Source organism: Moorella sp. E306M, assembly GCF_006538385.1.
Classification (GTDB): Bacteria; Bacillota; DSM-521; order Neomoorellales; family Neomoorellaceae; genus Neomoorella.
On the sequence record NZ_BJKO01000001.1, the window covers coordinates 2,398,321 to 2,424,346 of the forward strand.

Below are 26,026 nucleotides of genomic sequence, written 5' to 3' on the forward strand. Positions count from 1 at the left end.
AGCAGCTGCTACCCTGCCTCGTAGTAGCGCAAAATGTGATACTCATTATCGCGTTGGGCGGGTCGGAAACCGGCCGCCCGGATGCAGCGGAGGATCTCCTCCTGATCAGCGCGGAAGGAAGCCCCTGCCGCCCGGACGACGTTTTCCTCCAGCATGGTGGAACCGAAATCGTTGGCGCCAAAGAAGAGGGCCGTCTGGGCCACTTTGGTTCCTTGAGTTACCCAGGAGACCTGGATATTGGGGAAGTTGTCCAGGTAAATCCGGGAAAGGGCGAGTATCCGCAGGTATTCGCAGGCGCCCACCTCCTCACCACCCAGGTCGGTATTGCCTGGTTGGAAACTCCAGGGAATAAAGGCTGTGAAGCCACCCGTTTCATCCTGGAGCTGCCGGACAGCCTCCAGGTGAGCGATCCGCTCAGCCATTGTTTCTCCCAATCCGAAAACCATGGTGGCTGTTGATTTCATCCCCAGGGCATGGGCGGTACGCATCACCTCCAGCCAGCGGGCCGTGGAGGTCTTGTTAGGGCTGACCCGGTTACGAACACTGTCGACCAGGATCTCTGCCCCTCCGCCAGGCAAGGAATCGAGACCCGCTCTCTTCAGCCGCTGCAAAACCTCTGCCACCGGCAGCCCTTCCTTCCGGGCCAGGTCATCGATTTCTACGGGGGATAGGGAATGAAGGGTGACCGGATAGCGGGATTTAATCCACGAAAAGAGGTCCTCAAACCAGGCCAGGTCTAGATCGGGATGCAGGCCCCCCTGCATCAGGATCTGAGTCCCACCTGCAGCCAGGGTCGCCTCTATTTTACGGCCGATTTCCTCCCGACTGAGGACGTAACCTTCCGGGTGACCGGGCGGGCGATAGAAGGCGCAGAAACGGCAAGCATTGACGCAGATATTGGTATAGTTGATGTTCCGGTCCACGACAAAGGTGACCGTCCCCTCGGGGTGCAGCTTCTGGCGAACCCGGTTGGCCAGGTAGCCAAGTTCCAGCAAGCCGGCCTCTTGATAAAGGTGCTCCGCTTCGTGAAAATTCAAACGCTCACCGTCAAGCACTTTGCAGGCGATAATTTCCTTCATCTTCTCCTCCCCAGATTTCCAGCGCTACCGGATGTAGTAGTAAGCCCTCAGCATGGGCCAGGCGGTAGAAGGTTAAAAGGCCTTCCAGGTGCGGCCAATCCAGGTCATAGTTTAACAGGGTAAAATAATCCTCGATGAATTCCGGTTCCACCCTCAGCATCTGGGCCCCTACTGCCGCCAGGGTCCCCGGGTGCCTTTTTCCCCAGGCCTTGGCCTTCTGTAAGGACCGCCAGATTCCGGCCAGCTTTTCCGGGTGGGCAGCCGCAAAATCTTTCCTGGCCACCCAGAGGGCAAAGACCATAGGCTTGCCGGTTAATTGGCGCCACTCTTCCCCCAGGTCATAAACAAAGGAGTAGCGACCTGCCCGGACAATCTGCAGGGCCTCATCCCCGATGGCAAGCAAGGCTTCCGGCTGGCCCCAATCCGGGGGGCTGCCGGCCGGGCGGATAAAAAGGGCGGGCGCAACGCGATAAAGCCGTTGGAGGAGGATACGCAATAAAACCACGCTGGTGGCCGAATAAGGTGTAAGGGAAAGGGGTCGGCCCCCGAGTTCCTTTGCCGGTACCCGGCTCACCAGGACCACGCTGCCAACCTTGCCGTAGCAGGAGATAGATAATCCCGGTAGAACCAGGGCTTCTTCCGCAAACTGCCCGTAAGCCAGGGAAGAGACGGCCGTGACCTCCAGTTCCCCTTGCCGGAAGGCCTTATTTAAAACCGCCGGGTGGTCAGCAATTATTTTGGCCGGTACTTTTACCTGTCCTGTCTCCAGAGCGTAAAAAAGCGGGAGGCAATTCAGGTAACTCACCCGGCCCAGTCGTGGCCATTCCATGTCCATCCTCCTTTCAGGCATAGCGCCTGATTTCCCGGTATAAAGTGTCCCGTTCCACCGGTATCCTACCGGCGGCCCGGATGCTGCGCAAAAAGCTTTCGGCAGGCTGGTATTGGGGCGTAGCGGCCCCCGCGTCATGAAAAATACGTTCTTCCCGTACGGTACCATCCAGGTCGTTGACCCCGAAATGCAAGGCCACCTGGGCTAATTTCGGTCCCATCATGATCCAGAAGGCCTTGATGTGACGAAAGTTGTCCAGGAGCAGGCGGCTGATGGCCAGCATCTTTAGATCCTCCACCCCGGTGGTTCCCGGCAGGTTGCTGAAGGCCGTGTTGGCCGGGTGAAAGGCCAGGGGTATAAAGGCCAAAAAGCCCCCCGTCCGGTCTTGGAGTTTCCGGAGGGCCAGGAGGTGGTCCACCCGGTCGGCCGCTGTCTCCAGGTGGCCGTAGAGCATGGTAGCGTTGGTGGGTATACCCAGGCGGTGGGCGGTTTCGTGGATCAGGAGCCAGCGCTGGCCGTCAATCTTTCTGGCACAAAGGCGCCGGCGTACCTCCGGGGCAAAGATCTCGGCCCCGCCACCGGGAAGGGAATCCAGGCCCGCCTGCCGGAGTTCCCGGAGCACGTCGGCTACAGGCCGGCCGGCCTGGGTCGCTATAAAGTCAATTTCTACGGCATCAAAGGCCTGGATGCAGGCCCGGGGCGCTACCCGGCGCACCGTACGGATCAGGTCCAGGTAGTATTCATAAGGCAGTTCCGGATTCAAACCTCCGACAATGTGAATCTCGGTGACCCCTGCGGCAGCCGCCGCCCTGGCCTTGGCCTCGACTTCAGCCAGGGTAAGGGTGTAAGCCTCCGGACTACCTGCCTCCTTACCAAAAGCACATAAATCACAGAGATTTTGACAAACATTAGTATGATTAATGTGGGCATTATTAATAAAGTAAACGTCATCCCCGCACACCCGCCGTCGAGCCAGGTCGGCGAGGAACCCGATGCCCAGGAGGTCCTGGCTCTCGAACAGGCGAATACCGTCTTCCCGGCTCAGCCTTTCCCCGGCATACACCTTGGCAGCTATGGCCGCCAATTCTCCCCGGGAGAGTTCCGAACGTATTTGGTCAATATAGGCTGACAAGACCTGTCAACTCCCTTCTATGCGGGGTTTATAATACTTACCAATATTCTCCGGGCGCAAAAGGGTGGGTTTACGCAGCGTAGCGCAACCACAGTCCTCATCAAAAGTCACTCGTCCCAGGGCCTTCAGGATAATGCGGCCGAAAGCCGGAGCATCATCAAAAAAGATCTCCCTTAACTCCCTGTGTTCCCAGGGTTTCACCACACCTTCCCCGTAATTTACTACCAGGTAGATGCCGGCGTAACAGGCCCCCATTTCCCTCGCCAGGTAGACCTCGGGGCAGAGGGTTTGGCCTACGACATCCGCCCCCCACTGGCGAAACATGTTTACTTCGGCTACGCTCTCAAAGTGGCGCCCATCTGTCACCAGGTAAACGCCGCGGTCAAAGATCCGCCCCAGAGGGGTCTCTCTAGCCGTTTCTACCAAAGTCTTGTGCAGAGAAGGGCAAATAGGCTGGCGCATTATTGACAGGAAGCCCTCCTGGAGCCCCACATCCCGGCGCATGGAAAAATCAATATAATCTGTAACCACTACAATATCCCGGGGATCCAGGAGGTGATTTACGCTTCCCACCCCGCCCTCAGCAATGATCTTCCGGACTTTAGCCTGCATAAAGGCATGGAACAGGCGCTGCGAACTCTCGCCCCAGGAGACGCCGGGAATCCTCCCATGCATTTTGGCCGCCAGCACGCGCCGCGGCGGGTCGCCGGTTGTAAAAAGAGTTAGAGGTGCACTGGGACCCCAGGGGGTGGTAAAAACCATATCCCGGGCCAGTACCTCTGTTCCAGGATCCTTTAATGCTTCGGGAAAATCCAGGCTAAAGGTGCCCGAGCCACCGATAAAGCCAATATCCGCCTGCACCCTTTCTTCAATCATTCTCCAAGTCTCCTTCCAGGCGATAACCCAGACCGCGCAAGTTATAGGCTACCAGCTCTTTCCCCGCCGCCGTTAAATCAGCCGGAATACCATCTTTCAGCCAGCTAATGACCACCTGGTAAAAGGTACCTACAAAAGCTAAAGCTGCAACATGGGCATCCTGGGGTGGTAGCTCCTTCCTCTGGATACCCTCCAGCACGTCTTCCTCTACAAGCTTGGTTAGACGGCGTAACAAGTCGTAGAGTTGTTCTGCCACCGCCGGGTGGCCCGCCGGCGATTGGACCAGCATTACCCGGGCCAGGTCATGGTTCTCCTGTAAGACCGCCAGGGCTGCCTCCATAGAGACCTGGAGTTTTTGGCGTCCACCGGTGGCTTTTTTGCGGGCCTGGGCAATACGTTCCAGGACCATCTCATAAGCTTCGTTGACCAGGGCGGTAAAAAGGGCTTCCTTATTGCGCAGGTACAAGTAAATCGTGCCGATGCCCACCCCCGCCCGGCGAGCGATATCTTTAACCGAAGTACCATAAAACCCGTTGCGGGCAAATTCTTCCCTTGCCGCCTGCATAATGGCCTGCAGGCGAGCCTCTATCTTTTGATCTACCTTTTTCGTCCGCCGGTAAACCAAAAACCCTTCCCCCAATTTTCAAGCAATGAACTGCAATTCAATTCTTCAATCGCCATTTTAGATCATTTAAAGGCCGGAGTCAATTTTAAAGTTATTAGGTCTTAAGATATGAGGTATCCCTGTGATTCCGTAGCCGGGCAATCAATACTTGTTTGCTTGAATTTTCCTTGAAGCCGAATATATTTATTTTGGAAGTCTTGATTTTTAATGGATCTTGTTCACAAGCTTGCATCTTATGGTAACATAGATTATATAATCAATACTAATGTAAGCAGCAAGGTGTTGGCTCAAAGCTTTAGCATGGCAGTATAAAACCTGAATCCTTTGGTGCGGGGTGAACCCGTTGCTGGACATCAATGCCCTCGATCGCATCGTCAAAGAAACTATTGAAGCCATTGAGCGTAGTCAGGTACAGATTTATGAAATCGCTGAAAATACCCGGGTTGAGGCGAACCTGGTTAGTAGTGAATTGTCTGGCGTCAAAAATGAGTTAAATGCTGTTATCGCGGAGGTAGATAAGCTGGAGCGGGAGGAAAGAAGAGCCCGGTTGCGTTTGGCCGAAGTAAGCAAAGACTTTAACCGCTATACCGAGCAAGATATCAAAGCCGCCTACGATAAAGCCTATAATTTGCAAATTGAACTTATTAAACTTAGGGAAAAAGAAAAAGTGCTACAATACCGGCGCAATCATCTGGAAATGAGCTTGCGCCGTTTACAAGCGACCATCCAGAAGGCAGAAAAGCTGATCTCGCAGGTGGGAGTGGTTCTGTCTTATTTGAACGGCGGGCTCCATGACTTGAGCTTGAAGATTGGTGAAATGCAACAAACACAACAAATGGCCCTTGATATTATCCGGGCCCAGGAAGAAGAACGCAAACGTGTTGCCAGGGAAATTCACGACGGTCCGGCCCAAACCATGGCCAATATTATAATGCGGGCCGAATATTGTCTGAAACTTTTAGACAGGGACCCGGAAAAGGTCCGAGAGGAATTGCTGGCCCTCCAGAATATAGTCATGCTAAGTTTGCAGGATGTCCGTATGATTATTTTTGACCTCCGGCCCATGGTTCTCGATGATTTGGGCCTTGCTCCGGCGTTGAAGCGTTACTTTGCCTCCTATAAAGAACAGTACGGGTTGGAAATTGAGTTTCTTTTCTTCGGACAAGAGCGCCGTTTAGAAAGCACCATTGAGATAGCACTTTTTCGCATTATTCAAGAGGCCGTAAATAACATTAAAAAACATGCCCGGGTCAAAAGCGCCGTGGTCAAGATGGAGATGCAGCCCGATAAGATTACGGTTTCAATCAGGGATACGGGTAAGGGATTTGATCTAAACTCTGTCCAGGGCGGTAAAAATGGTAATGGCTACGGCCTCGTAGGCATGCGTGAGAGGGTCCAGCTCTTAAACGGCGAAATGAAGATTAACACCGCGCCAGGTAAGGGCACCTGCATTAGCATCACGATACCTTTGCAGGATCAGGGGCCTGGCATTTAGACACCTGAGTGCTGCCAGCAACACTGGCATACCTGGCTTGGCTGTTACCGGTTTGGGAGGGTTAAGTCATATTTAATTATGAAAATAGACGCAAAACCGGAGTAAAAGCGGTGGGAAAGTGGGGAATAATGGGGTCGAGGTGGGTAAAGTGTAATTTAAATTTAAGGGATTAGATTAGATTAGATTGATAGCACGCCCTGCCAGGGCGAACAAAAGACCTAAGATGATGCTGCCCAGTAAATAGGTTAAAGCGTTTATAACTTCCCCATCTTCCAGAAGCCGGACAACTTCATAGGAAAAGGTAGAGAAGGTAGTATAGGCCCCTAAAAACCCCGTAGTCAACGCTAAAGTCAAGCTGGTACCAAATCTGTGGGTAAATGCCGGTGTGCCTAAAAGTAGTCCTAACAGAAAAGCGCCAGTTAGGTTAATTATTAGAGTGCCTGTAGGAAAATTACCCCTGCTTCTTGCTGATAATGCCTGTCCTAAAGCGTATCGAGTAATAGCACCCAAAAGCCCGCCTAGTCCTACATAAAAATACTGCATTCTTATCTCCTACCTGTTTTCTGCCCTGGTTTGCTGTACTTTGAATGCCAATAAAATTGGTATTCTAGCCAGGATTATTCCCGCCCTTGCAGCAATTAAACCTCCCAAAGTGGATACCAGAATATAGATGGCGGCATAAGCAATATGACCGCTAGTTAAAAGGGTTATCGTCTCCCAACTAAAGGTGGAGAAAGTCGTAAAGGCGCCCATAAAGCCTGTTGTTATACCTAACCTTAATTCGGGACTTAAGGTAAAGCGTTCTAAGCTATAGGTAAGAATAAAGCCCATAGCGAAACATCCCAAAATGTTTATTATTAGGGTCCCTAAAGGAAAGGATGAGTGCCATAAGGTAGCAATGGAGCGGCCAAGTTCAAACCTGGCTATGGCCCCCAAAAAGCCAAAAATACCAATATATATGTAGAGCAACTTAATCACCTCCACATGGAGTTGCAAAACTAACAAAAAAATCCTACCTTCGGGGCATAAAATTAGCCCGCCTTTTGGTAGGAGTCATCACTGCTTGCCGCAGATTTAAGGCGAACTCCATCGCCTAAGACTATTAGCAAGATATGATAGTATTATACGACAAGAAGGCGCTAAAATCCTGCTTAGATCAACAGCACGACTAAAGACGCAATAAAAATAATAATCAATCCAATTGAAAGCGGGAGATAAAGAGAAAAGCCCCTTACCGGGGCTTTAGCTTTAATAGTATTTTTTACGCTCCAGGTACTCTTGGATCAGGTTTAACGTCTCGCCGAAGCGCTGGAAGTGGACGACTCTCTTTCCCTGAAGAAGCGCAGAGCATCGGTAACGTCCGGGTCATCAGACAAATTAATGAGCCACACATAGGTGGAGCGGGCCTTTTGTTCGGCAGCTATCTTTCAGGAAGATCGAACTTTGGTTAGAAGGAAATTAAGGTTAGGTAGCGAATATAATCAAGAGTAGAAAAGCGGCCGGAGCCGCCGGGAAGCAAAATTAAGGAAGCAAGGAAGAATGATAAGCACCACGAAGGTGTTGAGTCTTTACGAAGGAGCATCCAAGTGGTGCTTTTCTCTGTATATGGGCCACGGAGGCCTAATCCCCTTGAAAATGGAGGAGGGGAGGTTCCGTGGCTCTTACTTTTGTCCGGGAGTTGGCGAGCAGCAGTGTGGGGTTACTTTCTAAAAGAACCCTACTCTTCTGATGTGGATAGTATTTCGGGGGCACGTATTGGTTGGTTCAAAAAATAAAAATTTGAGGGGGTTTGGTTAAAGATGCCTAAATTGATTGTTAGCGGCCGGGGCGGCAGCGGGAAGAGCACACTGGTGACCCTGCTGGCGCGGCGGCTGGGAGAACAAGGAAAGGTCCTGGTGGTAGATGCAGACGAGTCAAATCTCGGGCTGGGTGCAATATTTGGGATCGAACCACCCGGAAAAACTCTGATGGACTACCTGGGGGGCAAAACGGCGGTAAAGGAAAAGCTGGTAGCCATGCTCAAAGGTGAAGGAAGCGAGCAGGTAGCGCTTTTTACTGAAAAAATGGCTCTGGATAGCTTACCCCCGGAATTAGTGGGCTGGGATGGACCTGTGGCTTGCCTTATTTCCCGGCCGTAGCCCGGGCGAATCTTCTGGGAGTTCCTCTGGACGCAGGCGCCCTGCGGGAGGAGGTGGACAGGCTGAAGGGCGGGATTAGAGGGATGTTAGAAGGTAACTAGCCATCACAACAGGTGTGGTGAAAAGGGGATGCCTTGCAGCGGAAGAGGTTACGGAGAAACGAGTTTTTATACAGTAAATCCAAAAAAGGGAGGAGAAATAAATGCGGACAAAGGCATTGAAGGCAGTGGCTATGCTCATTGCCCTGCTGATTACCGTCATTATCCTGGGTGGGTGCGGGGCTAAAGCACCCGGGCAGGATACGGCGACGCCGCAGAAAACCGTTGTCACCGACCTGGCCGGCCGGCAGGTGGAAGTTCCCGTACCGGTAAAGAAGGTGGTGGCCATCGGCCCCGGTGCCCTGCGGCTGGTTTGTTATGTGAACGGCGCGGATAAGGTGGTGGGCGTGGAGAACCTGGAAAAGCAGCAGCCCACCGGCCGGCCGTATATTTTAGCCCATCCCGAATTAAAGGATTTGCCCACCATTGGCCAGGGAGGGCCCAATTCCACCCCGGACGCGGAAAAGCTGGTCAGCGTCAAGCCGGACGTAATTTTTGTTGCCTACCTGGTAGACAGGTCTCGGGCGGATGAACTGCAGGCCAAAACGAACATCCCGGTGGTGGTGTTGAGCTACGGCAGGCTGGCCACCTTTGACGAGGACGTTTATAAGTCCCTTAAGCTGATTGGGAAAATTACCGGTAGTGAAGAAAGGGCCCGGGAAGTAGTTGATTACCTGCAAAAATGTCAGCAGGATTTGCATGCGAGGACGAAGGACATCCCTGAAGACAAAAAACCCAAAGTTTATGTAGGCGCTCTGGGCATGAAGGGAGTACACGGCATCGAGAGCACCCAGGCCAAATATCCGCCCTTTGCGGCTGTTAACGCCCGGAATGTGGTTGACGAAACGGGTAAAACGGGGAGTGTTATGATCGACAAGGAAAAGCTCCTGAGCTGGGACCCTGATATCATTTTTATCGATGAAGGGGGCTTCTCTCTGGTGCGGGAAGACTACAAGAAAAACCCGCAGTTTTACCAGTCCCTGAAGGCGGTCAAAACAGGTCAGGTTTACGGCCAGATTCCTTATAATTACTACACCACAAACATAGGCACTGCCATTGCCGACGCCTACTACGCCGGGAAAGTGATTTACCCCGAACAATTTAAAGATATCGACCCGGCCCAAAAGGCCGACGAGATTTACCAGTTCCTTTTGGGCAAACCTTTATATGAACAGATGGCGAAAGATTACGGTGGATTCAAGAAGCTTGATCTTGCTAATCCGTAATACTCGAGGGGAAAGAAAAATATGCGGCAGGTAGCTATGGAAAACATCCCGGAAAGTTACCTCAAGTATACCCAAAGAAAAGTTTTTATCATTTGCCTGCTTTTCCTTTTGACCGTCCTGCTAGGTGTCTACGCCATCAACGCCGGGTCGGCGGAGCTTTCGCCGGCCCAGGTAATGCTGACGCTGCTGGGCAAAGCGGAGGGACGTTTAAATATCATTATTTGGAATATCCGGCTGCCCCGGGTGCTGGCGGCGGTTACTGCCGGGGTCGGTCTTTCCGTGGCGGGTTGCGTGATGCAAAATCTCTTGAGAAACCCTCTGGCGTCCCCTTTCACCCTGGGCGTTTCGCAGGGTGCGGCCTTTGGCGCCGCCGTGGCCATCATTGCTCTGGGGGCGGGGAGCATCCACAGCACCAGCGTCGATGCAGTCATCATCAACAACCCCTATCTGGTCACCATTTCCGCCTTTGTAGGGGCGATGGCGACGACCCTGGTAGTTCTCTTCCTGGCCCAGGTCAGGGGGGTCACTCCCGAAGCAATGGTCCTGGCGGGGGTGGCCCTGGGGTCCCTTTTTTCAGCTGCCACCATTATCCTGCAGTTTTTTGCCAGCGACGTGCAGGTGGCTTCGATTGTTTTTTGGACCTTCGGCGACATCGGCCGGGCTTCCTGGCGGGATCTGGAAATTATGGCCGCGCTAACCTTTGTCGCGCTGCTTTACTTTATGGCCAACCGGTGGAATTACAACGCTTTGGACGGCGGGGAGGAGACGGCCAAAGGGCTGGGTGTTGATGTAGAGAGGATCAGGTTGACCGGGATGTTCGCGGCCTCCCTGGTCACGGCGGTAACTGTTTCCTTTCTGGGCATTATCGGCTTTATCGGCCTGGTCGCCCCGCACATGATGAGAAGGGTGCTGGGCGGCGACCACCGTTTCCTGATCCCTGCTGCCAGCGTAATGGGAGGGCTTTTGCTGCTTGCTTCCGATACCCTGGCCAGGACCGTTGTTTCCCCGGTTGTATTACCGGTGGGGGCGATTACCTCTTTTATGGGTGCCCCCCTGTTCCTTTACCTTCTCTCCAGGGGGTATGGCAAAAGATGATCTTGTCGGTAGACGGGGTGGAATTCAGTTACAGCAGCCGGCCCGTGTTAAGGGATATCAAATTTGAAGTCAACAGGGGGGAATTTTTTGCTATCCTGGGCAACAACGGCGCCGGGAAGTCCACCCTGCTCAAGTGCCTGAACAGGATTTTAAAGCCGCAAACAGGGACAATTCTCATTGAAAAAAAAGACCTGTTTGCCCTCAGTCCCCGGGAAGTTGCCCGCCGCCTGGGGTACGTGGCGCAAAGATACGAAAGCGCCCGGTTTACGGTCTTCGACGCCGTGCTTTTGGGCAGGAAACCCCACATCAAGTGGGGCACAACCGCAAGAGACCTGGAAATCGTCCGGAATGTGTTGGGTATTCTTGGCCTTGAGAAGTTTTCCCTGCGTTACCTGGATGAATTGAGCGGGGGAGAACTGCAAAAGGTGGTCATCGCCAGGGCTCTGGCCCAGGAACCCCGGGTGCTTTTACTGGACGAGCCCACCAGCAACCTGGATCTGAAAAATCAATTCGAGGTTTTGCAAACGGTAAAAAGTGCAGTCAGGGAACATAACATTGCAGCGGTGGTGGTAATGCACGACCTTAACCTTGCTTTGCGATTTGCAGATAAATTTTTGCTCCTGAAGAACAGAACCGTTTTTGCCTGCGGGGGGATGGAAATCATGACTCCGGAAAATATCGCCGGCGTCTACGGAGTTCGGGTAGCGGTGGAAAGACTGGCAGACATCCCCGTGGTCGTGCCCTTGTAAAAAGCCCGCGAAATCTTGAATGTTATTTTGGTTTGTTATATAATTATTAAAGAAATAGGCAACCAAGGAGGTTGCTAAATCTCGACCATGGAGGTCGTTACGGTATAAACCGGACATCTTCCATGGTTTATTTTATTTTTAACACAAGTTGGTTGACCTCGGAGGGGTGGTTATGGAGGTAGACTAGGCCTGCGCAACCGGAGACTTAAATAATTGAAGGAGGAAAAACGTATGCATATGGCAGATGCCCTGCTTTCACCGGCTGTAGGTGGAACCATGTGGGCAGTGACGGCAGGAGTCGCAGCTTATTCAATTAAAAAGGTTCAAAATGAATTAGATGAGCAAAAAATACCTTTAATGGGGGTAGTAGGTGCATTTGTATTTGCGGCCCAAATGATAAACTTTACAATTCCGGGTACTGGATCCAGCGGCCATTTAGGAGGAGGCATGCTACTGGCTATATTGCTGGGTCCTTATGCTGGTTTTCTAACCATGGCATCTGTTTTAGTTATCCAAGCACTTTTTTTTGCCGACGGTGGCCTGCTAGCATTGGGAAGCAACATTTTTAATCTTGGTTTTTATACATGCTTTATTGCATATCCCCTGATTTATAAATTGATTATTCGCAAAGGGTACTCAACTGGACGCATATTTGCCGGGTCACTACTGGGTGCAATAGTAGGCTTGCAGCTGGGAGCGTTCAGTGTAGTTCTAGAAACCCTGTTTTCGGGTATAACAGAGTTGCCCTTCAGCACGTTTGTTTTGTTGATGCAGCCCATTCACCTTGCTATCGGATTGGTAGAAGGCCTCGTAACTGCTGCTGTTGTCGCCTTCATTTGGAAAGCCCGCCCTGAAATAATTGAGAAGGCGGCATTGGGTGAGAAGCTGGGCGGTATTCCCATCAAGAAGGTCCTTGCCGGCCTTGCCATTGTTGCAATTATAACTGGTGGTGTCTTCTCATGGTTTGCATCTACATATCCCGATGGATTGGAATGGTCTATGCTTAATACTTCAGGTAAAGAGGAACTCGAGGCTCCGGACGGTATTCATCAAACGCTGGCTTCTATTCAGGAGAAAATCGCGTTTTTGCCTGACTACAGCTTTAAGAAAGTAAGTACTGATGCTCATGAACAGAAAGTAAGTACTGATGCTCCAGAGACCGAAGAGGCATGGCCGGCGGTGAATACCGGGACCAGTGTATCGGGACTGGTTGGCGGCGCAATGACTTTGCTTTTAGCTGCAATAACAGGGCTTATTATAAGATCAATTAAAAAGAGGGAAAAAGCAAGCGCAGTTTAAAGTAAAAGCAACAAGGCGGGGCTTTAACCCCCGCCAAAACTTATATAAATATAATTATATAAATGGGATGATAGGTGATGTCCAATCCGGCGGACTCATTATATAACATAAGAATACTTGATGAATTTGCAGATAAGAAATCTATTATACATGATGTGCACCCGCTTATGAAAGTGTTAACAACGGGCGCATATTTGCTAGTAACTGTATCCTTTAGTAATTACGAGTTAAGTGGTATGTTGCCACTTATATTTTACCCTGTTATTATCATGACACTGGCAGATATTCCTATGGTCCCGGTTTTCAAAAGGGTACTCTTGGCTTTACCTTTGATAATCGGCATCGGATTATTTAACCCCCTATACGATAAAAGCCCGATGCTAGTGTTGCCATGGATTACTATTTCGGGAGGCTGGGTTTCTTTTTTTGCAATCTTAATTAAAGGTTTTTTAACAATACTGGCAGCACTCATTCTCATAGCCACCACTGGAATGACGAGAATCGCCTCAGCGCTAAGAACCATAAGGATACCCGGGGTATTTATTATCCAACTTCTGCTAACATACAGGTATATCGCGGTGCTGGTTGAGGAAGCTGGCCGTATGGTACGTGCCTATTCATTGCGCTCTGCGGGTGAAAAAGGCATCAAATTTAGAGATTGGGGTTCGTTAACGGGACACTTACTTATCAGGTCGATAGAAAGGGCCCAACGTGTTTACCGTTCAATGTGCTGCCGGGGATTTACAGGAGAATATCATATCGGGAGAGAAAAAGGAATTGGTATTGGCGACATCCTGTACTTCGCCGGATGGAGTTTATCTTTTGTAATAATACGCTACTTCAACATTCCTGAGATGATAGGTTGGGTAATGATGGGAGTAAGGAGATAAATGAGCCATCATATTATACAAGCAGATAATTTAAAGTATAAGTACCCTGATGGACGCCAGGCGTTGAACGGAGTTGCTTTTAAGATTACTCACGGAGAATCCGTTGGAATTGTAGGCGCGAATGGTGCAGGCAAGTCGACATTGTTGATGCACCTTGTCGGGGTATTGTTTCCAGATGAAGGAGAAATCATGATAGGTGATGTGCCGGTAACCAAGAAAACATTGCCGTTGATTCGGCAAAGGGTGGGGATGGTTTTTCAAGACCCAGATGACCAGTTATTTATGACCACCGTTTATGATGATGTAGCCTTTGGGCCGCGCAACTATAAATTACCTGAGGAAGAGGTTGAAAAGAGAGTAATTAGCTCACTCGATACTGTTGGAATTCTACATTTGAAGGATAGACCGCCGTACAAGCTTTCAGGTGGTGAAAAGCGCGCAGCAGCTATTGCGACGGTTTTGGCTATGAATCCTGATATTCTCGTTATGGATGAACCAACGTCATCCCTTGATCCGAAATCAAGACGCCGTTTAATAAGACTTCTTCAAAGCTTTACCCATACGAAGATAATTGCGACCCATGATTTGGACATGGTATTTGAGCTTTGCGAGAGAACAATTGTTTTGAAGGACGGCAGGGTAATAACTGACGGTCCTACAGAAAAAATTCTTTGTGATGCAGAACTGATGGAAGAATGTGGGCTGGAGTTACCCCTGGGTTTACAGGGGTGTCCGGTCTGTGGTACGAAAAAGCCCATTTGAACGTTAGTGCTCCTAGTTCCGGATAACTAAAAGCGCCCGAGAAGGGGTGGCGGGGGTTATCCTCAAATTGTAATTAGAACAGTTACGGAAAACTGTCGTACGTTGAAATTTAAGGACTATGGATTTGAAGAAGATGAGTAATGTCAAGGTAGGAAGGTAGGCGCCCAGGTTTCCAGAAAAGATTATTGTTTTCGGCTCTTGGGCTAAAGGATAAGCAGGGCCAAACAGCGATGTATCGCCACCATGACTATAGAAGAGCTGCGAGAGCGATGTGTCCAGCTGGAACAACAAAACGCCGAACTGACCGCTAAATTAAACTGGTTTATGGAGCAGTTCCGTTTAAGCAAGAAGCGGCAATTCGGTGTTTCCAGCGAACGGACCAAGCCTCTAGAAGAGCAGCTTTTACTTTTTAATGAGGCGGAAGCGGGAGCCAGGCCGGAGGCGCCTGAGCCGGATTTGGAAACCATCACCTACCAGCGCCGCAAAAAACACAGCCGCCGGGAGATGAACCTGGAAGATCTGCTGGTAGAAGTAGTAGAGCACCGCCTGCCGGAAGAAGAGCGGGTCTGCCAAAGCTCACGGCGGTCCCCTGCATGAGATGAGCACCGAGGTGCGGCAGGAACTTAAGGTCATCCCGGCCCAGGTGAAAGTGGTTAAGCATATGCGCTACGTCTATTTCTGTCGCCGCTGCGAGCGGGAAGAGATAACCACTCCGGTTGTCACGGCACCCATGCCTGCTCCCGTACTTCCCGGCAGCCCCATATCTCACTGGACCCGGGGTACTACAAAGAGATTTCAAGCGCCGGAGGACAAAGTATGCGTTGCCTGCCGGCATTCCTGGGGTAAAAAGCGCGGGCATTGCGATATAGCAGGCAGGGGGTCAACCCTTACGGTAATTACGACATAACTTTAAGTTTGAAAATACTGGTATGTAGTTGTGGTCATAGTGTATAATAGTGGCAGGGGTGATTATTAACGTAAGACGTGAGGGGATAGTTCTGTGAAAGAAGAAATTAAGCAGTTAATCCTATACAGGATGGACCGCTCTAAAGAAGCTATAACTGAGGCGGAATTGCTTTTTTCAGAAGGCCATATACGTACTTCCTAACCGGTTATATTATGCCTGTTTCTACGCCGTTTCTGCCATTCTCCTTGCCAAGGGTTACTCGTCAGCCAAAATTCAGGTATCCGTTCGCTTTTTCCACCAGAAGATCGTTAAAGCTGGTTTGGTTAACCCTTCGGCCGGAACATTATATAACAGGCTGTTCGATGCCCGCCAGAAAGCGGATTATGCCGACCTGGTTAAATATGAAGCCGATATTGTTGCTCCCTGGTTTGATGAAGTAAAATCTCTTGTCGATCAGATTGAAACTCTTGTGGTTAAAGAGATCCGCAGTCCTGGCTGATCTATCCAGCTGTAGAAAGTCAAATGAATTGCACCAAAGCACCCGGCAGGGAAACCAGCCGGGTATTTTATTTCGACACCGGGTCTGGCTCCCGACCATTGACAAAATAGAGGGCGCGGTCGTGGTCGGCATAGTAGCCGTCCAGGCCGGCCCTTTTTATTTCTTCCAGGGGAGCGTCTTTGATCAGGTTATAGACCAGGGTAGCCACAATCTCCATGTGGGCCAGCTCTTCCGTACCGATGTCTGTAAGAACTGCCTTGGCCTGGGGGATAGGCATGGTGTAGCGCTGGGTGAGGTAGCGTAGAGATGCAGCGAGCTCGCCGTCGGGCCCGCCTGACTTTAACTTTTGTTATCCAAAACCTACCCTAAAAAAGGTAGAAGGTAAAAGACAAAAACTGGTTCCAGCAATGCGGGAGGGAGTTCTGGAGGCCTGCGGGAGGATTATAAACATCCACTAAGGTCGATAAAGCCCAAAAAGAAGAGAACCCATATAATTATAGCGCGAAACCTTGAGTTAGGGTATAATATTTACCAGGAGGGGGCTGGTTAACAGGAAATGAAAACCACGCGCTATTTTGAAGAGCAGGTTTTGCGAAAGCGCCCCTACCTTAAGATGGAATGGTGCGAGCAGGCCATACGTAAACCCGAGTTTCATGAAGTGCAGCCAGATGGGCGAATACGTCACTGGATATATGTCCCGGACTTGGGGAAATACTTGCGAGTGGTAACCCTGGAAGATGGCCGAACGATTCATAATGCCTTTCCTGATCGCAATTTTAAAATTGCAACCACCAAAGAGGAGTGAAAACATGAAATTTCATTACTACGCGGATACTGACACCCTGTATATAGACCTTTCGGAAAAAGAAAGCGCCGACTCGTTAGAAGTAGCGCCTGGCGTAGTGCTGGATTTTGACGCCGAAGGGAACCTGGTAGGCATAGATATTGACCGTGCTAGCGCCTTGATAGATTTATCGCGCTTGGAAGCCGATGGGCTTCCTCTTGGCCGCATTATGCTAACCGGGCCGGGTTCTAATATAAGCACCGCCCGGGCGGGCTGAGAACGGTACAGTTGTCAGGGAAGGTTCAGGAGTAAAATTTCTCCACAAAAAGAGGACCAATAAGATGACGGCAGGAACGCCAAAGCGCGCCTGCCGCTTTTGTTTAAAGCCGGTATTCCACGGTTTTTTGCTGGACCAGGACGTCGTAAAGGAAGCTGGCCTTGCTTAATTTTTCCAACTGCACCTCTTCGGGAACGCAGGCCAGGGGTTCAATGGGTTCCCTTACCCTGGCGATAGCCGTACCCAGGATTTCAAAACGGCGGTGGAAAGGCATTTTGGCGAAGTCAGGAGAGACGACCAGCAGGTCGATATCGCTGTCCTCCCGAGCCTCGCCCCTGGCCTGGTAACCGGGGCCAGGCATCATCACCATAAGCGCCCCCTGGTTCTAACTGCCCGCAAACTCGTACGCATGGTCTTCACGCTGCTGAGTGAAGGCCAAATTTACCAGCAAAGGAGATTAGGTAAGCACCTTCCTTCAACTTACTTTTATTGCTCAGGCTAGTAATTACTGCTCTAGCTTGCCTGCTTAGTTTCTTATTGCCGTTTTACGTTTTGAGGCACTAACATTGCTGGTGAAAGATGCTTGTGGTACCTACATCATAGAAAACCTTAACTGCAACTACGCCTTCGCAGCTATCCTGGACCTCATACTTGATTTTGCTGCTGCTCAACTTTACGCCCGGGATTGAAGGCTGCCTGGCCTGGGCAGAGTGCACCCTGGTAGAAGAAATCAGCCGCAAGCATTATTCCCTGGTTATCGGTAAGGTGGTGCATCTGGAGGTAGATGAACGTTTCTTCAATGAAGCTGGAGAAATGGACTATGAACGGGCGAAACCGTTATCGGTAATGCTTGGTGAGCACGGAATGTGGTTTACCCGGCCGGTTTTTGCGGGTAGGTATGCAGATTACACAGAAATGTTCCTGGGTAAAAAGGATGAGGCCCCCGCTTTTACTGGCGAAAACGGGTAGAAGTTGTGTGCCCTGTAAGGATATTCCTGAAGGGGGGCGGGAGAAGAGGCCCCGGAGGAACCGGCAGGTATCTGCGAGTTTTTATTTAACCCGTTCAGGTGCCTTCACTGTGGCCATACCTGACGCGCGCAGTGCTAGAAACAATATATACAAAGTACGATAATATCGAACGAATTTGCGAATGGTTTTGCAAGGAAGCCAAAGGGTATAAAGAAATGCTTAAACAACTGAACGGTATACGACAATATAGAATATCAAGCCTGCGATGAAAGGGGGGCATCAGGCTTGAAGGTAGTAAATCTTGTGGCCGAAGTAGATGAAGAAAAGTGTAAGGCTTGCCGCACCTGCGAGCGGGTGTGCCCGGTTCTGGCCATCAAGGTGGAGAACGGGAAGGCGGTAGTAAATCCGGAGCGCTGCCGGGGTTGTGCAGCCTGTGAACAGCGTTGCCCTGACTACGCCATTACCATGGCCAAAAGGGAAGAGCCTGTAGTAGTAGGGGTAAGCATGAATAGTGTAGATTATAACCAAGTCATAGAGCTCTGCCTGCGGGCCAGGCTCCATCCGGAGCAGATAATTTGCTGCTGCACCTCAACTAGGGCGGAAGAGGTGGCTGCGGCTATCTTACTCGGAGCACGTTCCCCGGAAGATGTTTCCTTCACGACCGGAGCCAGGACGGGCTGCAAAGTGGGGTGCATTCAGTCCATATTGAGGCTCCTGGGGGCAGCGGGTATTGAACCGTCTCCTCCTAAAGGAGGCTGGCAATGGTACTGCCGGACTCCCACAGTATGGGATATTCCCGAGAAAGTGAAACAGAGGTACACCGGAAGAGGATTCCGCTTTGAGGATGATATCAGGCTTTTGGAGCGGGTAATAGCGGCCCCCCTGCAAGGGGTGATAGTGATTCCCATGAGAGGAAGGAGGAAAGCTTAAATACGTCCGCCTATACCGCCAATACCTCCCCGCAAATCCCAGTACGGTATTGACCCCTCTCTCCTACGGAAGAGGGTGTGTGAGCTTCCGGGGATGACCTCGGTTCTCCTTAAGGAACTCTTCTTCGATCTATCCGAGGTCATATGTTCCGGTGACCATAAAACTATAACTATAAACCATGGAGTAAAGGAGGAGTAAGATGAAAGTCGCCTATTTTGACTGCTTTTCTGGTATCAGCGGGGATATGTGTTTGGGAGCCTTGCTGGCCAATGGCCTTTCTCCAGAAGAACTGATAGCTGGATTAAAAGACTTGGCACTAGAAGGATGGGAACTTAAGATCAAGGAAGTTAAACATCAAGGTATTACAGCTGTGGATGTACAAGTGCAGGTACACGATCACCATCACCACCGTCACTTGGAAGATATTTTAAGAATAATACACGACAGCCCGCTGCCTGTGCCAGTGCGGGAAAAGGCTACGGCTATCTTCCGGCGCTTGGCTCAGGCTGAAGCTCAGGTGCATGGCATTAGTCCGGAAGAGGTACACTTCCATGAAGTAGGAGCCGTCGATGCCATTATCGATATCGTAGGAACCGTTCTGGGTCTGCACCTTCTGGGTATTGCACGAGTTATGTCATCGCCGCTACCCCTGGGTTCGGGTTGGACCGAATGCCATCACGGCAGATTGCCTGTACCGGCGCCGGCGACCCTTTACCTACTCCAGGGTTATCCTGTTTACGGTACGGAAGTTGAAGCGGAACTGGTAACTCCAACTGGTGCAGCTATCATTACTACTTTGGCTGACAGGTTTGGTCCTTTTCCACCTATGAATTTGATCAGCGTTGGCTTTGGCGCGGGCAAAACCAAGTTGCCTCATCCTAACATTTTGCGCTTGGCTTTAGGGGAAATGAGCGACACAGCGGGAAAAGGGGAAGATAGCATACTGGTCCTCGAAACCACCATTGATGACATGAACCCTGAGTTTTTCCCTGTCCTCATGGAGCAGGTTTTGGGTGCCGGAGCTGTGGATGCGTACTTTATACCAGTACATATGAAAAAAGGTCGTCCCGGCCTCCTTTTTACAGTTCTTTGTCCGGAGAGCCGTCTTGCTGCAGTAGCGGCGGCAATATTCCGCCATTCCAGCACCTTGGGTCTACGCTTTCGCCGCGACCAAAAACTGATCTGCCAGCAACAGATTACTGAAGTGCTTACGCCCTATGGACCGGTTGCTGTAAAATGGGGGCTCTATCATGATCATGAGGGTCAGGCAATCACTAACATAGCACCGGAGTACGAATCTTGTCGCCAGGTTGCTCTGGCCGCCGGTGTACCTATAAAGGAAGTCTACACAGCTGCTTTGGCCGCCGCTAGGTCCGTACTAGTTAATTCCTGACAAAGTTAGATGGCCACATCACTTACACTGACTTTTGCTGTTTCTATTGGCGGCTCGTACAGAGGCAGATTACCGGGAGAAAGAGTTTTCTCGGGAAGAGGTCCAGGAATATATTGAGTTTGAGAAGAAGGATTTGCAGCAGATTGATGAATTGGCATATGAGCTTGGAAGCTATTCGTCACAAATCCAGGTGCTCATGGACCAGGTTTAACGTCTCGCCGAAGCGCTGGAAGTGGACGACTTCCCTTTCGCGCAAGAACTTCAAGGTGTCGCTGACATCTGGGTCGTCGGAGAGCTGGATCAGGTATTCGTAAGTGGAACGGGCCTTTTGCTCGACGGCCATATTCTCATGGAGATCGGTGACCGGGTCACCCTTGGACTGGATGTAGGTGGCCGTCCAGGGGGCGCCGGCGGCGTTGACAAAGTAGAGGGCGCGGTCGTGGTCGGCATAGTAGCCGTCCAGGCCGGCGCGTTTGATTTCTTCCAGGGGAGCGTCTTTTATGAGGTTATAGACTACCCAGATTTATACTGCCGGCAACTTCCTGCAGGTAACTGGTACTGGTTACCAGCCTGACGGCCGGTTTCTGAACCAGCAGGGAAATGAAATTGCTCCTTTAACTGATCGGAACCTGGAATTAATGCTTTTGGGCGGGTTGTTAAACAGTGACGCCCGGTTAGAGGCAACAATTTCTTTTGCACCTCATTCATACGGTTTCTCGCCTCCTGGTGGGTTTGTTTGTTTTGAGTCTATTATTTTTTTACCAGGAGGCTTTTTTATTGGCAACACCTACCTTAATTCATTACAGGAATGCTTTTATGGAAATGCTATAATGGTTTCAGGGAGGTGTCTGCATGACCCGTGAGGCTTTGATAAAAGAACTCCTGAAGCTCTCGCCTGCTGAATTGAAACATGTGCGGCTGGACGTAATTTACCGCACGGTAGCACCGCTTGTAGCGGTGGATTTATTTATTGGTTTATACGCCGCAGGAGTTTGCCGAACTGGCTAGAACCCGACCGTTTATTCGGCAAATAATAAGTGAGGGGAAGATACTCTATGAGGCCAGAATATGCTCTGGAAGCTAAAAGATGGCTGAAGCAGGCCCGGTGCCTGGTTTCCGGGCCGGGGAAATAGGTGGTGTTCCTCACCGCCCTGGACACACCATTGAGATTGGCTGTGCTTTGGGGGCATGGCGGTTAGTCCGAAAATAGCCTTTAGCCTATTTTCATTAGGTGGTTGTGCCTCCCGGGCATGGCCGGTTAGTACGAAAATAGTCCTTAACCCTATTTTCAAAGTGGTTGTGCTCCCTGGGCATAAGGGGTTAGCAGGCAAATCGCTGCAAGCTAAGATACTAGAACTATGCTATAAGGCAGGTGCGGAAAGAATATGGCGAAACAAGAAAAGGTTGATCCCTGGCGGGCTGTTTATCAGTTCAAGGTGACACTGAGGGATGTCCATCCGCCCGTATGGCGGAGGTTCCAGGTGACCCGCGACATTTCTCTTTACCGGCTGCACCTGGTGCTGCAGGCTGTGATGGGGTGGTGGAACTATCACCTTTACCAGTTCATTATCCGCGGAACTTACTACTGCGACCCCGATCCCGAGTTTGATGCGGAGTATGTGAACGCCAGAAGAGTGAAGCTCTGGCAGGTGTTAACCAGGCCCAGGATGAAGTTCCTTTACGAATACGACTTTGGCGACGGTTGGGAACACGAGTTGGTACTGGAGAAGATACTGCCACCCGCTGAGGGAACCCCCTATCCTATATGCCTGGAGGGCGCCCGGGCCTGCCCTCCGGAGGATTGCGGCGGATCGTGGGGTTACGCAAGGATGCTCGAAATTCTATCCAATCCGGACCATGAAGAATATGAGGAAACGGTCGAGTGGCTGGGCGGGGAGTTCGACCCGGAGGCGTTCGATATAGAAGAAGTCAACCGGCGGCTCAGGCGCCTGAGGGTGAGGTAGTACCGACCACCGGGGCTTTAATTGTTTTTCATGGCCGCTTTTTCACCCTTTTTCACCTATGATGGTGTTGTGGCACCGGGCTCGTAAGGGCCACCTTTCGGGCCAGGCTGTTCCATAAAACCTTAACCCCCAGAGGTGCGGTCAGGACGAGCCCGCTTTCTGCTCTGCCTGACCGTGTATGTCCGGCGACTTTTGCCGGAGGAAAACCTACGTGCGACCAAAGCTCTAGAGGATACTGCCGTATAAAATGAAACCGTACAGATTATATAGCGAGAAATTCAGAGAACTCGCAGTTCCCAGATGCGCGGGTCTTCCAGGCCCAGGCGCCAGACACCGATGCCAGGGAGGTTGTACTCCCGCACCAGGCCTAGCTTTGTGCTAAAGCTCCGTACATCTTCAAACCATACTACATGGGAAATATTATCCTCTACATAACTAAAGGTGGATTCCTGGGCCGCTTGGTCATAATAGATAGTGGCACCCACGCGGCGAGCAAGCTCTACGGCTTGGCTGTGGGAGAGAGTTATGGGAATAGGCGCTCCTTCAGCCCAGTCGTAACCATAAACAGCCATACCGAGGCGTATTTTTTCCCGGGGGATAACGCTTACAGCATAGTCCAGTACCCGACGGACAAAACCCATGGAAGCGATAGGGCCGGGTGTAGCGAAATGTTCGTCGTAAGCTAGAATATAGACCTGGTCACTAAGTGCTCCTAGTTCCGGATAACTAAAAGCGCCCGAGAAGGGGTGGCGGGGGTTATCCTCCAGTTCTGCCGGTACGGAAATGGTGGTTAAAAAACCTGCCGTACGGAGGGCCTGGGAGAGCTGACGCATAAAGCTTGTCAAAGAGGGACGATCCTCCGGAGGCACAAATTCAAAATCGATATTTACGCCGGCAAAACCCCAGCGGTACATGAGGGTTAAGATATTGTTTACCAATGTCTGGCGCAAGCTTGGCGTAGTCAGTAAGCGGTGTATCAGGGGTCTATACTGGGGACTGGAATAGTTGTGGACGATGGCCAGCACAGGGAGATTATATTGCCGGATGGCCGCTAGGCCTTCGGTATCGGCTTGATCCACGAGGCTTCCTGTCTCGGTTACGCCAAACCAGAAAGGTAGGATATATCTTAACTGGCCGCCGTGGCTGCGTAAGGAAGATAACCCCGGAGGATCAGGAACATAATACCAGTTGTTTTCTACCTGCCGTTCCTGCAAGGCCATACTTAAAACACCTCCTGTTCATAATTATATAATATGTTATTCCTGGCAAATGTGTCCAGGAAACCTGGCGGCACGCTATAAAAAAGGATGCAATGAAGTGCGGTTGCAGGCGCCGGGCCTCGGCCCGTTCCATTTCTTCTTTTATTTCTCTAACTTTGGTGACATCCATGGTATCCCTGGCCAGGGCTCGCTCTTCGAGAAGTTGTTGCAGCGCCTGGGCTTGGAAGCCCATGCCAGCGCTCTCAACCCGGTGGCGGTTTTGATTACCAAGGCTTTATGCTGAAATTCCGAAAGGGTTACCGGAAATTGTAATTAGAACAGTTACGGAAAACTATCGTACGTTGAAATTTAAGGACTATGGATTTGAAGAAGATGAGTAATGTCAAGGTAGGAAGGTAGGCGCCCAGGTTATTTCTCAGAGAAATATATAACCAGAAAAACCAGTAACAGTAATAAAATGACATCGCAACAAGGCACTATAAGCCCCGGGGAAATCATTATCTGGTATTGTCTGTTGAATGTTTAATTATGTTAGTGTAAAATAGTGGAAGAAATGCCTGGTAACTAATATCCCGGGGGGATGGATCTGGTGGATGAAAAAATTATTTATTCTATGGCAAAGCGTATAGAAGAGAAATTTAATCCAGAAAAGATTATTGTTTTCGGCTCTTGGGCTAAAGGAGAAGCAGGGCCAAACAGCGATGTAGATATCCTAGTCATAATGGACTGTGCCCGGGAAAAAAAACGTCAGATGCAGGTGGCAATCCGCAAAGAACTGCGGGAATTCAAGGTGCCCAAGGATGTTATAGTTGCCAGCCTTTCTGACATTAACAAACATAAAGACTCCTGGTGGACAGTTTATCATCCCGCTCTTAAAGAAGGGGTTGTGATGTATGAACGTTGAGGAAAGGAAACAAGAGGCGCTCAAGTGGTTGAAAAAAGCTAAGGGGGATTTACGGGTAGCCCGGCTGGCTTTTACGGATAGGGAAGGGCCGGAGTATGGCGTGGCATGTTACTTGGCGCAACAATGCGCGGAAAAAAGCTTGAAGGCTTTTTTGATCAGCACAGGAATTGAGTTTGCATATAAACATGACCTTGAGTACCTAATCGAGCTATTTCCGGATGAAGATAAGGCCGCCTTTGCTGGTATAGAGCTTGAATGGTTAAGCGATTGGGTTACTGAAGGCCGTTACCCTGGTGACTGGCCCGAAGCTACCCATGAAGATGCTAAGAAAGCGATCGCGATGGCAGAGGCTATATACAATAATATCGTTGAAGCTTTAGAAACTGGGGAGTCCTGTAGGTAAAACGTTCAAAGCGGAAGGGCCTGACAAAGGATGTATTTTATAACATTATGTAGGTGGGGGAGGCTAACCCCCATATTTGATTTTAATAGTACTTTTTCCGCTCCAGGTGCTCATGGACCAGGTTTAACGTCTCGCCGAAGCGCTGGAAATGGACGACTTCCCTTTCGCGCAAGAACTTGAGAGTGTCGCTAACATCGGGGTCGTCGGAGAGCTGGATCAGGTATTCGTAAGTGGAACGGGCCTTTTGCTCGGCGGCCATATTCTCATGGAGATCGGTGACCGGGTCACCCTTGGACTGGATGTAGGTGGCCGTCCAGGGGGCGCCGGCGGCGTTGACAAAGTAGAGGGCGCGGTCGTGGTCGGCATAGTAGCCGTCCAGGCCGGCGCGTTTGATTTCTTCCAGGGGAGCGTCTTTTATGAGGTTATAGACCAGGGTAGCCACAATCTCCATGTGGGCCAGCTCTTCCGTGCCGATGTCCGTCAGAACTGCCTTGGCCTGGGGGAGGGGCATGGTGTAGCGCTGGGTGAGGTAGCGTAGAGATGCAGCGAGCTCGCCGTCGGGCCCGCCGGACTTCAAATTTTGTTATCCAAGACTAAAAGAGAAACAGGTAAAAAACCTTGCTCCTGTTGGCAGGAACGGCAAAGCGTTCCTGCTGCTTTTGTTTAAAGCCGGTATTCTACGGTTTTTTGCCGGGCCAGGACGTCGTAAAGGAAACTAGCCTTGCTCAATTTTTCCACCTGCACTTCTTCAGGAGTGCAGGCTAGGGGTTCAATTGGCTGCATTACCCTGGCCAGGGCTTTGCCCAGCACTTCATAGCGGCGATACAGGGGCATTTGAGCAAAATCGGATGATACTACCAGTAAATCTATATCGCTATCTTCTCTAGCATCGCCTCTGGCCTGGGAGCCAAACAGAATGATCTTGTCGATCTGGATACCTTGATTTTTTAGAGCATCAGCAAACTGCTCTATAATTGCTTGAATATCTGGTCTTTCTTTATCCATTCCAGTATCTCCTTTGTTTTAACAAGATAATCTTGAGCAACATTACGGGAATAAGTTTTTCGTGCGGCAGCAAGGTCTTTAGGGTAACGGGCCCCCGAACCTATGGCATCCAACGTTCCTAAAAATTCAAGGTGTTCTTCTACTAAATTAACCTGCCCTAACTTCACAAGGAGTAATAATTTATGCGTTTTAGGAGGGGTTTTATCTGTTCGCAGAGCAACGACAGCTTTCAGGATTTTTTCTAGAGCTAACTGGCACATATAAATCATGTAAAGGTATTTTCTAGCGTGGAACATAGCTTTAGCGGTGGAAAAATCGTATTCGGCCTGCTCCATCCATTCCTTGACTTCTGGCGACACCCACAACACCTCACCCATATGATACCACATTCTGTAAGAAAGGCCAACACTAATTTTTTAAACTCATTTTATAATCTAATCCGATAAGTGACTTACTTAAAAAAGCCCCTTTACCGGGG

General features: G+C 50.5%; 30 protein-coding genes, 5 pseudogenes and 1 riboswitch. Of the genes and pseudogenes, 20 read left to right on the forward strand and 15 right to left on the reverse strand.

What is annotated here, in order from left to right; translation table 11 throughout:
* Positions 1 to 8: 8 nt before the first annotated feature.
* The 5 genes from mqnC to FLZ89_RS12355 are packed head-to-tail and all read right to left on the reverse strand — an operon-like array spanning position 9 to position 4,541.
* A complete protein-coding gene (gene mqnC / locus FLZ89_RS12335) occupies positions 9 to 1,079 on the reverse strand; it encodes a cyclic dehypoxanthinyl futalosine synthase (protein ID WP_141305067.1) in 1,071 nt (356 codons plus the stop codon).
* Positions 1,048 to 1,908 carry a menaquinone biosynthetic enzyme MqnA/MqnD family protein gene (locus tag FLZ89_RS12340; protein WP_141305068.1) on the reverse strand — a complete coding sequence of 287 codons (861 nt, stop codon included), beginning with the start codon at positions 1,906 to 1,908 and terminating at the stop codon, positions 1,048 to 1,050. Before FLZ89_RS12340 ends, mqnC begins: the two co-directional genes overlap by 32 nt.
* 13 nt (positions 1,909 to 1,921) lie before the next feature.
* The gene (gene mqnE, locus FLZ89_RS12345) at positions 1,922 to 3,040 is read right to left on the reverse strand and encodes an aminofutalosine synthase MqnE (RefSeq protein WP_141305069.1); all 1,119 of its coding nucleotides are present in this window, start codon (positions 3,038 to 3,040) and stop codon (positions 1,922 to 1,924) included.
* A 6-nt stretch (positions 3,041 to 3,046) separates the two neighbouring features.
* Positions 3,047 to 3,916 carry an MTAP family purine nucleoside phosphorylase gene (locus tag FLZ89_RS12350; protein WP_141264876.1) on the reverse strand — a complete coding sequence of 290 codons (870 nt, stop codon included), beginning with the start codon at positions 3,914 to 3,916 and terminating at the stop codon, positions 3,047 to 3,049.
* A complete protein-coding gene (locus tag FLZ89_RS12355; protein WP_141305070.1) occupies positions 3,909 to 4,541 on the reverse strand; it encodes a TetR/AcrR family transcriptional regulator in 633 nt (210 codons plus the stop codon). The genes FLZ89_RS12350 and FLZ89_RS12355 overlap by 8 nt, the downstream gene beginning before the upstream one ends.
* A gap of 334 nt (positions 4,542 to 4,875) precedes the next feature.
* On the opposite strand from FLZ89_RS12355, the gene FLZ89_RS12360 reads away from it, so the two are divergent.
* Positions 4,876 to 6,036, forward strand: coding sequence for a sensor histidine kinase (locus FLZ89_RS12360; RefSeq protein ID WP_253256482.1), 1,161 nt, complete (start codon positions 4,876 to 4,878; stop codon positions 6,034 to 6,036).
* A gap of 174 nt (positions 6,037 to 6,210) precedes the next feature.
* Here FLZ89_RS12360 and crcB (FLZ89_RS12365) read toward each other — a convergent pair whose 3' ends face one another.
* From crcB (FLZ89_RS12365) to FLZ89_RS16590, 3 genes and pseudogenes are all read right to left on the reverse strand, one after another.
* Positions 6,211 to 6,579, reverse strand: coding sequence for a fluoride efflux transporter CrcB (gene crcB, locus FLZ89_RS12365; RefSeq protein ID WP_141264873.1), 369 nt, complete (start codon positions 6,577 to 6,579; stop codon positions 6,211 to 6,213).
* 9 nt (positions 6,580 to 6,588) lie between these two features.
* Positions 6,589 to 7,020, reverse strand: a complete 432-nt coding sequence (gene crcB, locus FLZ89_RS16585; protein WP_373995622.1) for a fluoride efflux transporter CrcB — start codon at positions 7,018 to 7,020, stop codon at positions 6,589 to 6,591.
* A gap of 56 nt (positions 7,021 to 7,076) precedes the next feature.
* Positions 7,077 to 7,139, reverse strand: a riboswitch (Fluoride riboswitch).
* 145 nt (positions 7,140 to 7,284) lie between these two features.
* Positions 7,285 to 7,460 (reverse strand): annotated as a pseudogene (locus tag FLZ89_RS16590) (manganese catalase family protein); the annotation flags it as partial.
* A gap of 375 nt (positions 7,461 to 7,835) precedes the next feature.
* Between FLZ89_RS16590 and FLZ89_RS12380 the strand changes: the two are divergent.
* The 9 genes and pseudogenes from FLZ89_RS12380 to FLZ89_RS12420 all read left to right on the forward strand — a co-directional run bounded on the left by FLZ89_RS12380 (position 7,836) and on the right by FLZ89_RS12420 (position 15,699).
* Entirely contained in the window at positions 7,836 to 8,174 is a 339-nt protein-coding gene (locus FLZ89_RS12380; protein WP_141305071.1) for a zeta toxin family protein, read from the forward strand.
* 202 nt (positions 8,175 to 8,376) lie between these two features.
* Positions 8,377 to 9,498, forward strand: a complete 1,122-nt coding sequence (locus tag FLZ89_RS12385) for an iron ABC transporter substrate-binding protein (RefSeq protein WP_172613602.1) — start codon at positions 8,377 to 8,379, stop codon at positions 9,496 to 9,498.
* Between the two features lie 21 nt (positions 9,499 to 9,519).
* On the forward strand, positions 9,520 to 10,593 hold the full coding sequence (locus FLZ89_RS12390; RefSeq protein ID WP_141264870.1) for a FecCD family ABC transporter permease: 1,074 nt from the start codon (positions 9,520 to 9,522) through the stop codon (positions 10,591 to 10,593).
* Entirely contained in the window at positions 10,590 to 11,342 is a 753-nt protein-coding gene (locus FLZ89_RS12395) for an ABC transporter ATP-binding protein (RefSeq protein ID WP_141305072.1), read from the forward strand. The genes FLZ89_RS12390 and FLZ89_RS12395 overlap by 4 nt, the downstream gene beginning before the upstream one ends.
* A gap of 231 nt (positions 11,343 to 11,573) precedes the next feature.
* Positions 11,574 to 12,641, forward strand: a complete 1,068-nt coding sequence (locus FLZ89_RS12400; protein WP_141305340.1) for an energy-coupling factor ABC transporter permease — start codon at positions 11,574 to 11,576, stop codon at positions 12,639 to 12,641.
* A gap of 77 nt (positions 12,642 to 12,718) precedes the next feature.
* Positions 12,719 to 13,531 carry a cobalt ECF transporter T component CbiQ gene (gene cbiQ, locus FLZ89_RS12405; RefSeq protein WP_141305073.1) on the forward strand — a complete coding sequence of 271 codons (813 nt, stop codon included), beginning with the start codon at positions 12,719 to 12,721 and terminating at the stop codon, positions 13,529 to 13,531.
* Entirely contained in the window at positions 13,532 to 14,293 is a 762-nt protein-coding gene (locus FLZ89_RS12410; protein ID WP_141264867.1) for an energy-coupling factor ABC transporter ATP-binding protein, read from the forward strand. It abuts the gene before it with no gap.
* Between the two features lie 243 nt (positions 14,294 to 14,536).
* A pseudogene (locus tag FLZ89_RS12415) lies at positions 14,537 to 15,059 on the forward strand (IS66 family transposase zinc-finger binding domain-containing protein); the annotation flags it as partial.
* A gap of 379 nt (positions 15,060 to 15,438) precedes the next feature.
* Entirely contained in the window at positions 15,439 to 15,699 is a 261-nt protein-coding gene (locus FLZ89_RS12420) for a hypothetical protein (protein WP_253256561.1), read from the forward strand.
* Between the two features lie 97 nt (positions 15,700 to 15,796).
* On the opposite strand, the pseudogene FLZ89_RS12425 reads toward FLZ89_RS12420, so the two are convergent.
* Positions 15,797 to 16,033: pseudogene (locus FLZ89_RS12425) on the reverse strand (manganese catalase family protein); the annotation flags it as partial.
* Between the two features lie 222 nt (positions 16,034 to 16,255).
* Here FLZ89_RS12425 and FLZ89_RS12430 point away from each other — a divergent pair.
* Together FLZ89_RS12430 and FLZ89_RS12435 are read left to right on the forward strand one after the other, a co-directional pair.
* Positions 16,256 to 16,504 (forward strand): hypothetical protein, encoded by a 249-nt coding sequence (locus FLZ89_RS12430; RefSeq protein ID WP_141305074.1) that lies wholly within the window; start codon positions 16,256 to 16,258, stop codon positions 16,502 to 16,504.
* A 4-nt stretch (positions 16,505 to 16,508) separates the two neighbouring features.
* Entirely contained in the window at positions 16,509 to 16,760 is a 252-nt protein-coding gene (locus tag FLZ89_RS12435; RefSeq protein ID WP_141264864.1) for a DUF2283 domain-containing protein, read from the forward strand.
* Positions 16,761 to 16,863: 103 nt separating this feature from the next.
* Here FLZ89_RS12435 and FLZ89_RS12440 read toward each other — a convergent pair whose 3' ends face one another.
* Positions 16,864 to 17,121 carry a nucleotidyltransferase domain-containing protein gene (locus FLZ89_RS12440; RefSeq protein ID WP_253260469.1) on the reverse strand — a complete coding sequence of 86 codons (258 nt, stop codon included), beginning with the start codon at positions 17,119 to 17,121 and terminating at the stop codon, positions 16,864 to 16,866.
* A 317-nt stretch (positions 17,122 to 17,438) separates the two neighbouring features.
* Between FLZ89_RS12440 and FLZ89_RS12450 the strand changes: the two are divergent.
* The 3 genes and pseudogenes from FLZ89_RS12450 to larC form a co-directional block, all read left to right on the forward strand.
* Positions 17,439 to 17,729: pseudogene (locus FLZ89_RS12450) on the forward strand (flavin reductase); the annotation flags it as partial.
* Between the two features lie 285 nt (positions 17,730 to 18,014).
* Positions 18,015 to 18,659, forward strand: a complete 645-nt coding sequence (locus FLZ89_RS12455; protein ID WP_141305076.1) for a (2Fe-2S)-binding protein — start codon at positions 18,015 to 18,017, stop codon at positions 18,657 to 18,659.
* A gap of 199 nt (positions 18,660 to 18,858) precedes the next feature.
* Entirely contained in the window at positions 18,859 to 20,052 is a 1,194-nt protein-coding gene (gene larC, locus FLZ89_RS12460) for a nickel pincer cofactor biosynthesis protein LarC (protein ID WP_141305077.1), read from the forward strand.
* Positions 20,053 to 20,230: 178 nt separating this feature from the next.
* Here larC and FLZ89_RS12465 read toward each other — a convergent pair.
* Positions 20,231 to 20,569: pseudogene (locus tag FLZ89_RS12465) on the reverse strand (manganese catalase family protein); the annotation flags it as partial.
* 335 nt (positions 20,570 to 20,904) lie between these two features.
* Between FLZ89_RS12465 and FLZ89_RS15755 the strand changes: the two are divergent.
* On the forward strand, positions 20,905 to 21,060 hold the full coding sequence (locus FLZ89_RS15755; protein ID WP_172613604.1) for a hypothetical protein: 156 nt from the start codon (positions 20,905 to 20,907) through the stop codon (positions 21,058 to 21,060).
* Positions 21,061 to 21,437: 377 nt separating this feature from the next.
* Positions 21,438 to 22,016: a plasmid pRiA4b ORF-3 family protein gene (locus tag FLZ89_RS12470; protein WP_141264852.1), complete on the forward strand. Its 579-nt coding sequence runs from the start codon at positions 21,438 to 21,440 to the stop codon at positions 22,014 to 22,016.
* 278 nt (positions 22,017 to 22,294) lie between these two features.
* On the opposite strand, the gene FLZ89_RS12475 is transcribed toward FLZ89_RS12470, so the two are convergent.
* Entirely contained in the window at positions 22,295 to 23,236 is a 942-nt protein-coding gene (locus FLZ89_RS12475; RefSeq protein ID WP_141305078.1) for a glycosyl hydrolase family 18 protein, read from the reverse strand.
* 97 nt (positions 23,237 to 23,333) lie between these two features.
* Between FLZ89_RS12475 and FLZ89_RS12480 the strand changes: the two genes are divergently transcribed.
* The 3 genes from FLZ89_RS12480 (at position 23,334) to FLZ89_RS12490 (ending at position 24,543) form a co-directional block, all read left to right on the forward strand.
* Positions 23,334 to 23,519, forward strand: a complete 186-nt coding sequence (locus FLZ89_RS12480) for a hypothetical protein (protein ID WP_141305079.1) — start codon at positions 23,334 to 23,336, stop codon at positions 23,517 to 23,519.
* Positions 23,520 to 23,816: 297 nt separating this feature from the next.
* A complete protein-coding gene (locus FLZ89_RS12485; RefSeq protein WP_236712971.1) occupies positions 23,817 to 24,140 on the forward strand; it encodes a nucleotidyltransferase domain-containing protein in 324 nt (107 codons plus the stop codon).
* The gene (locus FLZ89_RS12490; RefSeq protein ID WP_141305080.1) at positions 24,130 to 24,543 is read left to right on the forward strand and encodes a HEPN domain-containing protein; all 414 of its coding nucleotides are present in this window, start codon (positions 24,130 to 24,132) and stop codon (positions 24,541 to 24,543) included. The genes FLZ89_RS12485 and FLZ89_RS12490 overlap by 11 nt, the downstream gene beginning before the upstream one ends.
* An 82-nt stretch (positions 24,544 to 24,625) precedes the next feature.
* On the opposite strand, the gene FLZ89_RS12495 is transcribed toward FLZ89_RS12490, so the two are convergent.
* The 3 genes from FLZ89_RS12495 to FLZ89_RS12505 all read right to left on the reverse strand — a co-directional run bounded on the left by FLZ89_RS12495 (position 24,626) and on the right by FLZ89_RS12505 (position 25,925).
* Entirely contained in the window at positions 24,626 to 25,120 is a 495-nt protein-coding gene (locus tag FLZ89_RS12495; RefSeq protein ID WP_141305081.1) for a manganese catalase family protein, read from the reverse strand.
* Between the two features lie 86 nt (positions 25,121 to 25,206).
* Positions 25,207 to 25,548 carry a nucleotidyltransferase domain-containing protein gene (locus FLZ89_RS12500; protein WP_011392910.1) on the reverse strand — a complete coding sequence of 114 codons (342 nt, stop codon included), beginning with the start codon at positions 25,546 to 25,548 and terminating at the stop codon, positions 25,207 to 25,209.
* Positions 25,512 to 25,925 (reverse strand): HEPN domain-containing protein, encoded by a 414-nt coding sequence (locus FLZ89_RS12505; protein WP_172613605.1) that lies wholly within the window; start codon positions 25,923 to 25,925, stop codon positions 25,512 to 25,514. The genes FLZ89_RS12500 and FLZ89_RS12505 overlap by 37 nt, the downstream gene beginning before the upstream one ends.
* Positions 25,926 to 26,026 lie beyond the last annotated feature (101 nt).

Coding starts and splice junctions, on each gene's coding strand:
- FLZ89_RS12340 (WP_141305068.1), bottom strand. CDS start 1,908: ATGGAATGGCCACGACTGGGCCGGGTGAGTTACCTGAATTGCCTCCCG.
- FLZ89_RS12475 (WP_141305078.1), bottom strand. CDS start 23,236: ATGGCCTTGCAGGAACGGCAGGTAGAAAACAACTGGTATTATGTTCCT.
- FLZ89_RS12485 (WP_236712971.1), top strand. CDS start 23,817: ATGGATCTGGTGGATGAAAAAATTATTTATTCTATGGCAAAGCGTATA.
- FLZ89_RS12395 (WP_141305072.1), top strand. CDS start 10,590: ATGATCTTGTCGGTAGACGGGGTGGAATTCAGTTACAGCAGCCGGCCC.
- FLZ89_RS12385 (WP_172613602.1), top strand. CDS start 8,377: ATGCGGACAAAGGCATTGAAGGCAGTGGCTATGCTCATTGCCCTGCTG.
- FLZ89_RS12470 (WP_141264852.1), top strand. CDS start 21,438: ATGGCGAAACAAGAAAAGGTTGATCCCTGGCGGGCTGTTTATCAGTTC.
- FLZ89_RS12410 (WP_141264867.1), top strand. CDS start 13,532: ATGAGCCATCATATTATACAAGCAGATAATTTAAAGTATAAGTACCCT.
- FLZ89_RS15755 (WP_172613604.1), top strand. CDS start 20,905: ATGACCCGTGAGGCTTTGATAAAAGAACTCCTGAAGCTCTCGCCTGCT.
- FLZ89_RS12400 (WP_141305340.1), top strand. CDS start 11,574: ATGCATATGGCAGATGCCCTGCTTTCACCGGCTGTAGGTGGAACCATG.
- mqnC (WP_141305067.1), bottom strand. CDS start 1,079: ATGAAGGAAATTATCGCCTGCAAAGTGCTTGACGGTGAGCGTTTGAAT.
- FLZ89_RS12430 (WP_141305074.1), top strand. CDS start 16,256: ATGAAAACCACGCGCTATTTTGAAGAGCAGGTTTTGCGAAAGCGCCCC.
- larC (WP_141305077.1), top strand. CDS start 18,859: ATGAAAGTCGCCTATTTTGACTGCTTTTCTGGTATCAGCGGGGATATG.
- FLZ89_RS12505 (WP_172613605.1), bottom strand. CDS start 25,925: ATGGGTGAGGTGTTGTGGGTGTCGCCAGAAGTCAAGGAATGGATGGAG.
- FLZ89_RS12435 (WP_141264864.1), top strand. CDS start 16,509: ATGAAATTTCATTACTACGCGGATACTGACACCCTGTATATAGACCTT.
- FLZ89_RS12440 (WP_253260469.1), bottom strand. CDS start 17,121: ATGCCTGGCCCCGGTTACCAGGCCAGGGGCGAGGCTCGGGAGGACAGC.
- FLZ89_RS12500 (WP_011392910.1), bottom strand. CDS start 25,548: ATGGATAAAGAAAGACCAGATATTCAAGCAATTATAGAGCAGTTTGCT.
- FLZ89_RS12490 (WP_141305080.1), top strand. CDS start 24,130: ATGAACGTTGAGGAAAGGAAACAAGAGGCGCTCAAGTGGTTGAAAAAA.
- FLZ89_RS12390 (WP_141264870.1), top strand. CDS start 9,520: ATGCGGCAGGTAGCTATGGAAAACATCCCGGAAAGTTACCTCAAGTAT.
- FLZ89_RS12380 (WP_141305071.1), top strand. CDS start 7,836: ATGCCTAAATTGATTGTTAGCGGCCGGGGCGGCAGCGGGAAGAGCACA.
- crcB (WP_141264873.1), bottom strand. CDS start 6,579: ATGCAGTATTTTTATGTAGGACTAGGCGGGCTTTTGGGTGCTATTACT.
- FLZ89_RS12350 (WP_141264876.1), bottom strand. CDS start 3,916: ATGATTGAAGAAAGGGTGCAGGCGGATATTGGCTTTATCGGTGGCTCG.
- cbiQ (WP_141305073.1), top strand. CDS start 12,719: ATGTCCAATCCGGCGGACTCATTATATAACATAAGAATACTTGATGAA.